A 13,244-nucleotide genomic window follows, 5' to 3' on the forward strand; every position below is an offset into this window, starting at 1 on the left:
GTTAGAACTCCACCTTCTGGTCGCGGCGGCGGATGACCGTCACCTCGTCGCGCTGGTTGCCGGTCGGGCCGAGGTAGTTGAAGGCCCAGGTCAGCTGGGCGTAACCGCCGATGAGGTGGGTGGGCTTGAGCATCACCCGGGTCAGCGAGTTGTGGATGCCGCCGCGGCGGCCCGTCTTCTCGGTCTTGGGGACGCCGACCGTGCGCTCCTGCGCGTGGTTCATGTAGACGGTGCCGGGCGGCATCTTGTGGGAGACGATCGCGCGGGCGGTGATCACGCCGTTGCGGTTGACCGCCTCGATCCAGTCGTTGTCCGCGACCCCGATCGCCTCGGCGTCCTGCGGGGACATCCACACCGTCTGGCCGCCGCGGCCCAGCGTCATCATGTAGAGGTTGTCCTGGTACTGGCTGTGGATCGCCCACTTGTTGTGCGGGGTCAGGTACCGGACGGCCACCGACTTCGCCTTCTCGTCGACCGTGCCGAGCTCGGGCTCGCCGTACAGGGTGTGCATGTTCAGCGGCGGCTTGTACACGGGCAGGGACTCCCCGACCTCGTGCAGCCAGTCGTGGTCGATGAAGAAGTGCTGGCGGCCGGTGAGGGTGTGCCAGGGCTTGAGGTGCTCGGTGTTGACGGTGAAGGCCGTGTACCGGCGCCCGCCGGCCTCGGAGCCCGACCACTCGGGCGAGGTGATCACCGGGACCGGGCGGGCCTGGGTGTCGGCGAAGGTGATCCGCTTGCCCTCGGCCTCGGCGGTCAGGTGGGCCATCGGGGTGCCGACCTTCTTCTCCAGCGTCTCGAACCCCTGCGTGGCGAGGCGGCCGTTGCTGGTGCCGGACAGGGAGAGGATCGCCTCGCAGGCCTGCTGGGCGGTCTCCAGGCGCGGGCGGCCGTCGGCGACGCCGCCGCGGACCGTGCCGTTCTTCGCGCCGAGGTAGGCCACCTCCTCGCCCACGTCGAAGGTGATCGCCTTCGTCGTCACGCCGAGCTCGTCCACGAGCGGGCCGAGCGCGGCGAACTTCTCGCCGACCGCCCCGTAGTCCCGTTCCACGACCGCCAGGTTGTACATGGTCCGGCCCGGTACGGGCTCGCACTCGCCCTTCGACCAGTCCAGCGCGACCCCGCCGGGCTGGGCCATCTCGCCGCCCGGGGTGTCGTGCTGCAGGGCGGTGGCGACCAGGTCCCTGCGCACGCCCAGGTGGGTCTCGGCGAGCTGGCCGAAGCGCTCGGCCAGGCCCTTGAAGGCGTCGTAGTCGGAGCGGGCCTGCCAGGGCGGGTCCACGGCCGGGGTGAAGGCGTGCAGGAAGGGATGCATGTCCGTGGAGGACAGGTCGTGCTTCTCGTACCAGGTGGCCGCGGGGAACACCACGTCGGACAGCAGGGTCGTGGACGTCATCCGGAAGTCCATGGACATGAGCAGGTCGAGCTTGCCCTCCACGTCCTCCTCCCGGTACGTCACGTCCTTGGGCGTGCAGCGCGGCCCGTCCTCGGGCAGGTTGGAGTGGGTGCCCAGGAGGTGCTTGAGGAAGTACTCGTTGCCCTTGGAGCTGGAACCCAGCAGGTTGGCCCGCCATACGTTGAGCACGCGCGGCCAGTTGCCGGGGTCGTCCGGGTCCTCGCCGGCGAAGCCGAGCTCGCCGCTCTTGAGCTGCCGGACCGCTTCCCCGACCGGGTCCTCGGCCGCGCCGAGCTCCAGCGGATTGCGGTCGAAGGTCGGGTACGAGGGCATCCAGCCCATCCGGGTGCTCGCCGCCAGGCAGTCCGAGCCCGTCATCCCCTCGAAGGCGCCGGTGCCGAGCGGGGAGGCGAGCGCCTCCGCCGGCAGGGTGTCGTAGCGCCACTGGTCGGTGTGCAGGTAGAACCAGGCCGCGCCGATCATCTGGCGCGGCGGACGCGACCAGTCGGAGGCCGCGGCGAGGGTGGCCCAGCCGGTGACCGGACGGCACTTCTCCTGGCCCACGTAGTGGCCCCAGCCGCCGCCGTTGCGGCCCTGGCAGCCGGTGAGGGTGAGCAGCGCCAGGAAGGAGCGGTAGATGGTCTCGGAGTGGAACCAGTGGTTGGTGCCCGCGCCCATCAGGATCATGCAGCGCCCCTGGGACTGCTCGGCGGTCTGCGCGAACTCCCGTGCCACGCGCGCCGCCTGGGCCGCCGGGACCGAGGTCAGCGACTCCTGCCAGCCGGGGGTGCCCGGGGCGCTCGCGTCCTCGTAGCCGGTGGGCCACACGCCGGGCAGGCCCTCGCGGCCGACCCCGTACTGGGCCAGCATCAGGTCGAAGACGGTCGTGACGAGCCGGTCCCCGGCGGCGGTCGCGAGGCGCCGTACGGGCACGCCGCGGCGGATCGTGCCGCGCGGCTTCCCGTGCTGGTCCACGCCCTGTTCGTCGTCCTCGAAGCGGGGGAGGGCGATCTCCACGCTCTCGTCGGCGGTCCCGTGGAGGGTCAGGCGCGGGACGGTGTCGCCGAGGTCGAGATTCCACTCGGGCTTCTCGTTCTCGCCCCAGCGGTGGCCGAGCGTGCCGTTCGGGACGACGGCCGCGCCGGTCGTGTCGTCGATCAGGACGGTCTTCCACTGCGCGTTCTCGGTGGCTTCGCCGAGATCGGCGGCGGTGACGAATTTCCCGGGAACCAGGCCCTGTTCGGTCTCCTTGAGGGACACCAGGAAGGGCAGGTCCGTGTATTGCCGGACGTAGTCCGTGAAGAAGGGGGTCTGCTTGTCGACGAAGAATTCCTTGAGGATGACATGGCCCATCGCGAGGGCCAGCGCACCGTCCGTACCGGGGTGCGGGTGCATCCATTCATCTGCGAATTTGGTGTTGTCCGCGTAATCCGGGGAAACGGTGACGACCTTCTGGCCGCGGTAACGGGCCTCGGCCATCCAGTGCGCGTCCGGGGTGCGCGTGACGGGGACGTTCGAGCCCCACATCATCAGGTACGCGGCGTCCCACCAGTCGCCCGACTCCGGGACGTCCGTCTGGTCCCCGAACACCTGCGGGGAGGCGACCGGCAGGTCGGCGTACCAGTCGTAGAAGGACAGCATCGGCGCGCCGATGAGCGAGTGGAAACGGGCGCCGGCCGCGTGCGAGGCCATCGACATCGCCGGGATCGGCGAGAAGCCGGCGACCCGGTCCGGGCCGTGCTCCTTGATCGTGTGCACGTGCGCGGCGGCGACGATCTCCGTCGCCTCCTCCCACGTCGCCCGGACCAGCCCGCCCTTGCCGCGCGCCCGCTGGTACGCACGCCGGCGGACCGGGTCGGACTGGAGGTCGGCCCACGCCTCGACCGGATCGCCGAGGCGCGCCTTGGCCTCGCGGTACATCTCCAGCAGGGTCCCGCGCACGTACGGGTAGCGCACCCGGGTGGGGGAGTAGGAGTACCAGGAGAACGAGGCGCCGCGCGGGCAGCCGCGGGGCTCGTACTCGGGGCTGTCGGGGCCCACGGAGGGGTAGTCGGTGGACTGGGTCTCCCAGGTGATGATCCCGTCCTTGACGTAGACCTTCCACCGGCAGGAGCCGGTGCAGTTCACCCCGTGCGTGGAGTGGACGACCTTGTCGTGGCTCCACCGGTCCCGGTAGAAGGCCTCCGCGGCGCGGCCGCCGGTGTGGTGGACGGACCGCAGGTCGTCGGAGACCTCGGCGGTCCTGAAGAAGCTGCCCGCCTTGATCAGGGATTCGGCGGCGTCCTGGTGTCCGTCGCGTCCGTGGCGTACGTGGCGCTCGTGCAAGGCGACCCTCCAGGCCGTAATGAAGGCGGTGCGGGGCCAAGGGCAAGATGACCCGGACACGACGCTACGCCCGGTGCGGAGGCGAATTCGATGACAAAGGTCCCGTACCGGCGTGACCTAATTCCGGTCTTTCACAGGTCGAGCGGATGTCACGCTGGCAGGGCCCAACTTCGTTGCGCGGCCGGAAAATTACGAGCCCGAATACCAGTTTTGGACCATACCGAGTGGAAGGCTGGGGAGCGTGCCGCCGAAAAAGGCCTCCTGGATACCGGACCAGCACGGGGCGTGGGCGATGCTCACGGTGCCCTTCCTCGCGGGTGCGTTCCTCTCCCCGCGGCCCGGATGGCAGCACGCCCCGCTCCTCGCGGCCTGGCTGCTCGGCTACGCGGCGGTCTTCCACGGCCAGCAGTGGCTGCGCCTGCGCCGGGTCGCCGCGCGGCGCCCGGAGGTGGCGCGGCGGCACGTCCGCCCGGCCCTCGTCCTCGGCGCGGCGGCCGCCCTGGCGGGGATCCCGCTCGCGGTGCTCCACCCCCGGCTGCTGCTCGCCGGCGCGGCGGCGGCGCCCTTCCTGGCCGTGAACACCTGGTACGCGCGGCACAACCGGGAGCGGGCCCTGGCCAACGGCCTGGTCGCGGCGGTCCCGGCGTGCGGGATGCTGCTGGTCGCCGCGCGGCTGGGCGGGGGCGGGCCGCCGTGGGCGCCGGCCGCCGCCTGCCTGCTGTACTTCGCGGGCACGGTCCCGTACGTGAAGACGATGATCAGGGAGCGGAACTCCCGTACGCACTACCGCGGTTCGGTGGCCTACCACGGCGTCGCCGCCGCCCTGGCGGCCTGCCTCTCCCCGTGGCTGGCCCTCCCCTTCGCGGCCTACCCGGCCCGGGCCGCCGCTCTCCCCGGCCGCGGGCTCAAGGCCCCGGTGGTCGGCGCCGTCGAACTCGTGGGCTCGGCGGCCCTGCTGGCCTCGCTGCTGCTGATCTTCTGACGGGCCGCGGAGCCCCCGTCAGAGGGGGAGCGAGCGGAACTCGTCCAGGACTGCGAAGCCCGTGCGGTCGTACAAGCTCATCGCCACCTCGTTGCCGCCGAAGACGTTGAACATCAGCGCCCCGTCGCCGCCCTGCCGCGCGGCCCACTCGCCGACGGACATCGCGGCGCGGCCGTAGCCCTTGCCGCGGTGCTCCTCGTACACCTCCAGCGAGAAGCCGAAGGTGACGCCCGGCAGGTGGCCGTGCTTCACCCAGCCCGTGCCGACCACCTGCCCGTCGGCCTCCAGCGCGTAGAAGGCGTGCCCGGGGGTCTCGTAGCCCTGCGGCAGGTAGCGGGCGAAGTCCGCGTCGGACTTGGCCTTGGCCTGCTCCGGGGTCAGGGCTCCGGCCCGGACGATGTCCGCGACGTACGCGGCCTCCTCGCCGGCGTACCAGCCCGGGTACTCCGCCCCGGTCAGCGGGCGGACGGTGAGGCCCGGCGGCAGGGCCGGCCGCTCGGCGGCGGCCCGCATCCGGTTCTGTCCCCGCACGGGGTAGTCGGCGAACACCGCGTGCGAGCCCTCGGCGGCGCCGGTGAGCCGGGTCTCCACCCGCCCGGCGCCCCGCTCGGCGCACCACCGCTCGGCCCACGCGCGGGCGGCCGCCGCGGCCGGCCCCGGCGGCGCCGTCAGGTCGTGGATCCGGCCCACGGTCGCCCCGTCGTCCTCGGACATCCCGACCGCGATCCACCCGGCGCCGTCGGTGGCCACCGTCCAGCCGTCGACGCCCTTCAGCACCCGCTCCAGCAGGGCCCGGGAGAGGGGCTCCGAGCATCCCGCGGCCCGGTAGCCGGCCAGCACCCGCTCCTCGAACCCGCCGCGCCACTCGCCCTGGTCGGGCACGACCCGTATCCCGCTCAACCCGCTCGTGCCGCTCAACCCGCTCGTCCCGTTCAACCCGTTCATCCGGCCACCCTAGGCAGGGCGCCGACGGGGCTCCAGCGGATTCAGATGGCTTCCTTGCGCGTCAGGAAGTTGAAGGAGATCCACCCCGGCAGCACCGGCAGCCAGAACGTCACCACGCGGAACAGCAGCACCGCCGAGAACGCCACCTGGCCGTCCAGCCCCGCCGCGACCAGGCCCAGCGTCAGCGCGCCCTCCACCGCTCCGATGCCGCCCGGCGTCGGAGCGGCCGAACCCAGGGCGTTGCCGGCCAGGAAGACCACCGCGATGCTCGCGTAGCTGATGGCCTCGCCGCCCCCGAAGGCACGGATCGAGGCGTCCAGGCACATCACGAAGCAGCCCGTCAGCAGCAGCATCCCGCCGATGCCGGCCAGCAGCTTCTGCGGCCGCTGGAGCACGTCCAGCATGCGCGGGACGACTCCGGCGAACAGGGCCCGTACCCGGGTCGCCACGAACTTCCGCAGGAAGGGCACGGCCGTGACCACCAGCACCAGCACGGCCACCGTCAGCAGCCCCGCGATGACCGTCCTCGACGGGGTCATCTCGGGGGTCTTCTCGGTCCCCGTCAGATAGCCGAAGGACAGCAGCAGCAGGATGTGGCTCGCCAGCCCGAAGAGCTGCGAGGCGCCCACGCTGGCCACCGCCAGCCCCGGCCGGATGCCGGCCCGCTGGAGGAACCGGGTGTTCAGCGCGACCCCGCCGACCGCCGCAGGAGCCACCAGCTTCACGAAGGATCCGGCGACCTGGGCCACTACGGTCCGCAGGAACGGCACCCGCTCGGGCACGAACCCCAGCAGGCTCATCGCCGCCGCGAGATAGGTGAGCGCCGAGAAGGCGAGGGCCACCCCGACCCAGCCCCACTGCGCCTCGGCGATGAGGGTGCCGAAGTCGACGTGTGCGATCTGCGTGACCAGGAAGTACGCACCGAACGCGCCCGCGATGAACGACACCAGCGTGCGCGGCCGGATCCGCTCCAGCCGGGCCGGTTCCACCGGCGCCTGCGGGCGGATCAGCAGCACCTGCTGGCGGATCTGGCTCAGCAGATCCTCCTCGCGGGCACCGTCGAGCGCATCGTCCAGGGCCTTCTTCTCGGCCTTCTTCTCGACGGCGGAGCGCGCCGAGGTCGAGGCGGAGTCCGCCCCGCGCGCCGCCTTCGCCGCCCGCGAGGACTCCAGTACCGCTTCCCGCTCCCGGTCCGACCGCTCCCGCGCCAGCTTGCGCAGCGTCGCCCGGGTGGAGCGGCTCAGCGCGATCGGCTGGAGCAGCGGCAGGCAGTCCGCCACCGCGTCCGGGCCGAGGACCGACACCGCCGAGGCGACCGAGCGCTCGGCGCCGACCCGCAGGCCGAGGGTGGTGAGCAGTTGCGCGATGTCCATGCGCAGCACGAGGTCGCCGGCCGCGATCTCGCCGCCGCGCAGATCGGTCAGGGTGATGGTGCCCGCCTCCCCGCCGCCGGCGGAACGATCCACCACGAGCGCGTCCCCGGTCAGCCGGCGGTGCGCGATCCGCCGGGACTGCAGGGCCCGTACCTGCTGCCAGGCGTTGCGGCTCAGCTCGTCGGTGATCTCCTCGTCGGCCAGGGAGTCCAGGCTCCGGCCGCCCAGGTGCTCGTAGACGAGCATCACGGCGTCCGGACCCAGCTCGGAGGTGGCGATGAGCTTGGGCGCGTTGGCTCCGGCGGCGATGGCCGCGTACGCGAGCAGCGCCTCCTGCTCCAGAGCCTGGCGCAGGGACTGCAGACTGCGCCGGGTGGTGATCCCGCGCAGCGTGAGGCGGCGCCAGACCCGGTAGTAGAAGCCCTGGGCCTGCTGCTCCCGGTCCACGACCGTGACGTCGAGCGGCGGGCCGTCCTCCAGGGTCACGTGGTAGCGCCGCCCCCGGTCGCTGACCTCGGTGCTGTCGGGACCCTCCGGGGACTCGGCGCGCATCGCGCTGACCGGCTGGAAGCCGACCCGGCGCAGGCCCGCGAGGAGGTTCTGCCCGGTGGGGCGGACGTTCGGCGAGCCGACCGCGTACAGGGTTCCGTACGCGACGCTCCAGCCGATCAGCACGGTCAGGATGATCGAGAGGGGAGTGGTGTAGCCGCCGACCAGCATCGCGAAGGCGTCCAGCAGCAGGACCACCCACAGGGCGACCCGCCAGCGGGGGCGCCGGGTCATCCCGACGGCGGTCATGTACGCGATGACGGGCGCGAGGTAGCCGTGGACCGGATCGGTGAGGGCGCCGTCGAGCGTGGTGGGGCGGGTGAGGGCCTCCTGGATGGTCGCGGACGCGGCCTGGGAGACCCAGAGGTCGGTGGCGAGGGTGACCCCGTGTGCGAGGACGGCGGCGAGCACGCCGTCGGCGATGCGCAGTCCGTCGCGCTTGATCAGCCGCTCGATGGCGAAGGCCACCGGGACGAGGAGCACGGCGATGCTGGACACCAGCCCGGCGACCTTGATCAGCATGTCGGGCGCCTGTCCGGTGCCGTTGCTGATGTCGGCCTCCAGGCCCGCGGTGGTGCCGTGGGCGAAGGCGGCGATGCCGATGACCAGGGCGATGCCGAGGACCCCGACGAGGAGGCGTACGAGGTCGGAGGGGCGGTGCACGCGGGCGGCGAGCAGCGGTTCGTCGACCTCGACCTGGTCGGCGGCCGTCGGGGCGTGCCCGTGCGGGGTCTCGACGTCCTCGGAGGCCGGGGCCGGGGCGGCGGCCGCGGTCGGGGCGGCGGCCGCGGTCGGGGCCGGGAGGGGAGCCGGGGCCGGCGGCAGGTCCGCGGGGGCGCTGTCCTCGCGACCCTGTGGCGGGCCTTCGTCTGGGCGCGCGCCGTCGTTCGTCGCCGCGCCGTCCGGAGGACTCACACCCTGCTCCCTTCCCGTCACTTCCGTCTCTTCTTGATCACGTATCACGCGTCACCGCCCGGAAGATGGTGGCACGGACCGGCGGCCGCGGCGGGCAGCAGGGTGCGAGCCGGTTCGGAACACGGGCTTCCACGCCCTCGCCGCCTCCGTGTCGGTCCGGTGCGGCACCATGGGCCGAATGAGCGAAGAGCTGCCGGCGTACGCGGAGCGGGTGCTGGAGGCGGCCGAGCGGATTCCGCCCGGCCGGGTGATGACGTACGGCGACGTCGCGGAGTGGCTCGGCGAGGGAGGACCCCGCCAAGTGGGCCGCGTCATGGCGCTGTACGGGGGAGCGGTGCCCTGGTGGCGCGTGGTGCGGGCGGACGGCCGTCCGCTGCCCGGCAGCGAGCGGCGGGCGCTGGAGAACTACCGCGCCGAGGCCACGCCGCTGCGGCTCACCGGCGACGGCGAACCGCGGCTCGACATGCGGCGGGCGCGCTGGGACGGGTCCGGCGGGGACACCGCGCGGGACGAAGGTCACATGTGACAGCTTCCGCCATGTGCGGCCCGGAGGGGTGGTCGAAGGGACGTGCGAAGCCCCGTACGGGGGACGCGCGGGACCGGATGGCAGTGAGGACGGCAGTCCCGGGGAAACTGCGCGTGCCGCGCGCCTTGCCGTAGCGTTGCCTCTTCGGCCTCGGCTTCGGCCACCGCTTCGGCTCAGGCTCAGGCCTCGGCCACGGCCACCGCCCGGGCCGTCACCACAGCAGCAGCAACCGCTGCGGCAGCGACCGCCGCATCGGCAGACCCACCAGGACCGGCACCCCACGTGAACACCTCTTCCTCCGACGGCCACCGCACCGAGCGGCGGCGTACGCGGACCCCGGACGCGTACCGCCTGGTGCGTACCGGCGCGGAACGGGTGGATCCCCCTGTGCTGGACGCAGCGCAGCGGGCGGTGGTTGAGCACACCGGCGGACCGCTGCTGGTCCTGGCCGGACCGGGCACCGGAAAGACGACCACCCTGGTCGAGGCGGTCGCGGCCCGCGTGGAGTCCGGGACCGACCCCGCCCGCATCCTGATCCTCACCTTCAGCCGCAAGGCCGCGGTGGAACTGCGCGACCGGACCGCCCTGCGGCTCGGCGGAGCGCGCGCCCCGCAGGCCACCACCTTCCACTCCTTCTGTTACGGACTGGTCCGCTCGCACCAGGACGCCGAGCTGTTCGCGGACCCGCTGCGCCTGCTCTCCGGCCCGGAGCAGGACGTCATGGTCCGCACCCTGCTGGAGGGCCAGCGCCGGATCCGCTCGATCCGGTGGCCGGACGACCTGCGGGCCGCGCTGACCACCCGCGGCTTCGCCGACGAGGTCCGCGCGGTGCTCGCCCGCGCCCGCGAGCTGGGCCTGGGCCCGGCGGCCCTCTCCGACTTCGCGTCCCGCCTCGGCCGGCCGGACTGGAAGGCGGCGGCGGCCTTCCTCGCCGAGTACCTGGACGTCCTCGACCTCCAGGGCACCCTGGACTACGCGGAACTCCTCCACCGCGCGGTCCTCCTGGCGGAGCGCACCCCGTCGCTGTCGTCCCTGTACGACGTGATCTACGTGGACGAGTACCAGGACACGGACGCCTCGCAGCTGCGGCTGCTGCGCGCGCTGGCCGGTCCGGCGGGCCGGCTGACCGCCTTCGGCGACCCCGACCAGTCGATCTACGCCTTCCGCGGCGCGGACATCAACAACATCCTGGACTTCGAGACCTCCTTCCCGGGAGCGGAGGTCCGCGCCCTCACGGTCTCCCGCCGGTCCTCGGCCGTCCTCCTGGCCGCCACCCGCCACCTGACCGCCCGCATGCCGATGCCGCGCCTGCCCTCGGCGGCGGTACGGGCCCACCGCGCGCTCGCGTCGACCCGCGAAGGCGGCCGCGTCGAGGTGTTCACGTACCCCACGGCCGGCGCGGAACTGGACAACATCGCGGACATCCTGCGCCGGGCCCACCTGGAGGAGGGCGTGCCGTGGCAGGACATGGCGGTCCTGGTCCGCGCGGGCGGCCGCACCCTGCCGCAGATGCGCCGCGCCCTGATCGCGGCGGGAGTCCCGGCCGAAACGGACGGCACGGACATCCCCCTCCGCCACGAGCCGGCCATATCCCCCCTCCTCACAGCCCTCCGCACCCTCGCCGAATCCACGACCCCGAACACGGCCCAGCCCCCACCCGCCCCCGCCCCGGCATCCGACACCGAACCGTCCGACCCGAAGCCCGCACCCGGCTCCGCCGCCGCCGAGGACGAGCCGTCCGACGGAGTGGGGGCCGGGGCCGGTGCCGAGAGCGCCGTCGTGAGCGAGCCGACCCGCGCCCTGGGGCCGTCCTCCGCCGGGCTGTCAGGCCCGAAGCCCGCACCCGGCTCCGCCGGCGCCCCGGCCGCGGCCGAGGACGAGCCGTCCGACGGAGTGGGGGCCGGGGCCGCAGGCGCCGGTGTGAGCGAGCCTGCTCGCGACTCTGGGGCGGGCGGGCGGGAAACGCCCTCCGCCGCCGAAGACGGCACCCGTCGGCCCGGTGCCGAGGCCGTGCCCGGACCCGGCGAGCCCGCGGCAGCCGACGAGCCCACCCCCGGCGACGCCGCGGGCGAAGCGTGGATCGGGGTCGAGGCCGCGCTCGTGCTGCTGTCCTCGCCGCTCGGCGGAATGGACGCTGCCGACCTCCGCCGCCTGGGCCGCGCCCTGCGCGACGAGGAGCGGGCCGCCGGGGTCCGCACGCCCGCGCCCTCCGACGTACTCCTCGCCCGCGCCCTCGCGGAGCCCGAGCGGCTCGTCGCCCACGACCCCGCCTACGCCCGCGGAGCGCAACGCCTCGGCCTGCTGCTGCGCAAGGCCCGCGAACTCCTCGCCGGCGGCGGCACCGCCGAGGAGGTCCTGTGGACCCTCTGGGACGGCACCCCCTGGCCGCAGCGCCTCGAGCGCAGCGCCCGCCGCGGCGGCCCCGCCGGCCGCAACGCCGACCGCGACCTCGACGCCGTCTGCGCGCTCTTCGACACCGCAGCCCGCGCGGAGGAACGCACCGGCGGCCGCGGCGCCCTCAACTTCCTCGAACAGCTCGAAGCCGAGGACATCGCGGGAGACACCCTCACCGCCCGCGCCACCCGCCGCGAAGCCGTCCGCCTCATGACCGCGCACCGCTCCAAGGGCCTGGAGTGGGGACTCGTCGTCGTCGCCGGGGTACAGGAAGGGCTCTGGCCCGACCTGCGCCGCCGCGGCTCCCTCCTCGAAGCCGACCGCATCGGCCGCGACGGCCTCGCCGAACCCCTCACCCCCGGCGCGCTCCTCGCCGAGGAGCGCCGCCTCTTCTACGTCGCCGCCACCCGCGCCCGCGACCGCCTCGTCGTCACCGCCGTAAAGGCCCCCGCCGAGGACGGCGACCAGCCCTCCCGCCTGCTCACCGAACTCGGCGTCCCCGTCAAGGACGTCACCGGCCGCCCCCGCCGCCCCCTCGCCGTCCCCGCGCTCGTCGCGGAACTCCGCGCCACCACCGTCGACCCCGACGCCTCGCCCGCGCTGCGCGACGCCGCCGCCCGACGCCTCGCCCGCCTCGCCGTGCTCACCGACGACGAGGACCGCCCGCTCGTGCCCGCCGCGCACCCGCAGCGCTGGTGGGGGCTGTACGAGCCCACCCGCAGCAGCGTCCCGCTGCGCGACCGGGACCACCCCGTCGCCCTGTCCGGCTCCGCCCTGGAGCAGCTCGCGAACACCTGCTCCCTCCAGTGGTTCCTGGGCCGCGAGGTCAAGGCCGACGCCCCCTCCACCGCCGCCCAGGGCTTCGGCAACGTCGTGCACGTCCTCGCCGACGAGGTCGCCTCCGGCCGCACCCCGGCCGACCTCGCCGTCCTCATGGAACGCCTCGACTCCGTCTGGGACTCGCTCGCCTTCGACGCCCCCTGGAAGTCCCGCCAGGAGAAGGAGAACGCCCGCGCCGCCCTGGAGCGCTTCCTGCGCTGGCACACCACCGACCGCGGGGGCCGGGCGGCCGTGGCCACCGAGCACGACTTCGACGTCACCCTCGAAGCGGGGGAGTACGCCGTCCGGGTACGCGGCTCCATGGACCGCGTCGAGGCGGATGCGCAGGGCCGCGCCTACGTCGTCGACTTCAAGACCGGCAAGTCCGCGCCGACCGCCAAGGAGGTCGAACGCCACCCGCAGCTCGCCGTGTACCAGCTCGCCGTGCGCGAAGGCGCCGTCGACGACGTCTTCGACGGCCTGCGCCCCGCACCGGGCGGCGCCGAACTCGTACAGCTCCGCCAGGGCGCCGCCCAGCGCGACGGCGGCGACACGGTGCCCAAGATCCAGGCGCAGCATGCCCTGGAGGGCGGCGCCGGCGGCGAATGGGTCGGCGACCTGCTCGCCACGGCCGCCGGCCGGGTCCTCGACGAGCGCTTCGCACCCGCCCTCGGCAAGCACTGCGACCACTGCTCCTTCCGCGCCTCGTGCAGCGCGCGCCCGGAGGGCCGCCAGACGGTGGAGTAGGCGGCCTGGCGGATGCCGGACCGGCGGCCGAGCACCCGAGGCGTGGACCCCTGGAACGGACCCCCGGGGTGGACACCCTTCAGTGCGTCCTGGCGCGCGAGGACCGGGGTCCGGGCGGAGCCCGGGGAACGGTGGAAGGGCGGGTAGGGGAATCCGCCCCGCAGGGACGGCCCGCACTGCACGGTCCGTGCGGCCACCCGCTCCCCCGCCCGCGCGGCGGGGACTGTCGGTGCGGGCGGCTAGCCTTTTCAGGTGTCCGCGCGTCCGTCCGTCCCG

General features: G+C 73.9%; 6 protein-coding genes. 3 read left to right on the top strand and 3 right to left on the bottom strand.

Annotated features, from left to right (window positions below; all coding sequences use genetic code 11):
- Nucleotide 1: 1 nt before the first annotated feature.
- Nucleotides 2–3,718, bottom strand: a complete 3,717-nt coding sequence (locus AC6CKD_RS03350; protein WP_498324993.1) for a nitrate reductase subunit alpha — start codon at nt 3,716–3,718, stop codon at nt 2–4.
- Nucleotides 3,719–3,959: 241 nt separating this feature from the next.
- Between AC6CKD_RS03350 and AC6CKD_RS03355 the strand changes: the two genes are divergently transcribed.
- Entirely contained in the window at nt 3,960–4,700 is a 741-nt protein-coding gene (locus tag AC6CKD_RS03355) for a YwiC-like family protein (RefSeq protein WP_498324995.1), read from the top strand.
- 18 nt (nt 4,701–4,718) lie between these two features.
- Here the strand turns inward: AC6CKD_RS03355 and AC6CKD_RS03360 are convergent, their stop codons facing one another.
- Nucleotides 4,719–5,645, bottom strand: a complete 927-nt coding sequence (locus AC6CKD_RS03360; RefSeq protein ID WP_498324996.1) for a GNAT family N-acetyltransferase — start codon at nt 5,643–5,645, stop codon at nt 4,719–4,721.
- Nucleotides 5,646–5,686: 41 nt separating this feature from the next.
- On the bottom strand, nt 5,687–8,482 hold the full coding sequence (locus AC6CKD_RS03365) for a lysylphosphatidylglycerol synthase domain-containing protein (RefSeq protein WP_498324997.1): 2,796 nt from the start codon (nt 8,480–8,482) through the stop codon (nt 5,687–5,689).
- Between the two features lie 178 nt (nt 8,483–8,660).
- Here AC6CKD_RS03365 and AC6CKD_RS03370 point away from each other — a divergent pair, with 178 nt between their 5' ends.
- Together AC6CKD_RS03370 and AC6CKD_RS03375 are read left to right on the top strand one after the other, a co-directional pair.
- Complete coding sequence (locus AC6CKD_RS03370) at nt 8,661–9,008, top strand: MGMT family protein (RefSeq protein ID WP_498324998.1); 348 nt, start codon at nt 8,661–8,663, stop codon at nt 9,006–9,008.
- A gap of 282 nt (nt 9,009–9,290) precedes the next feature.
- Entirely contained in the window at nt 9,291–12,968 is a 3,678-nt protein-coding gene (locus tag AC6CKD_RS03375; protein ID WP_498324999.1) for an ATP-dependent helicase, read from the top strand.
- The last annotated feature ends 276 nt before the right edge of the window (nt 12,969–13,244 follow it).

The sequence above is a fragment of the Streptomyces sp. GQ60 genome (assembly GCF_059758875.1).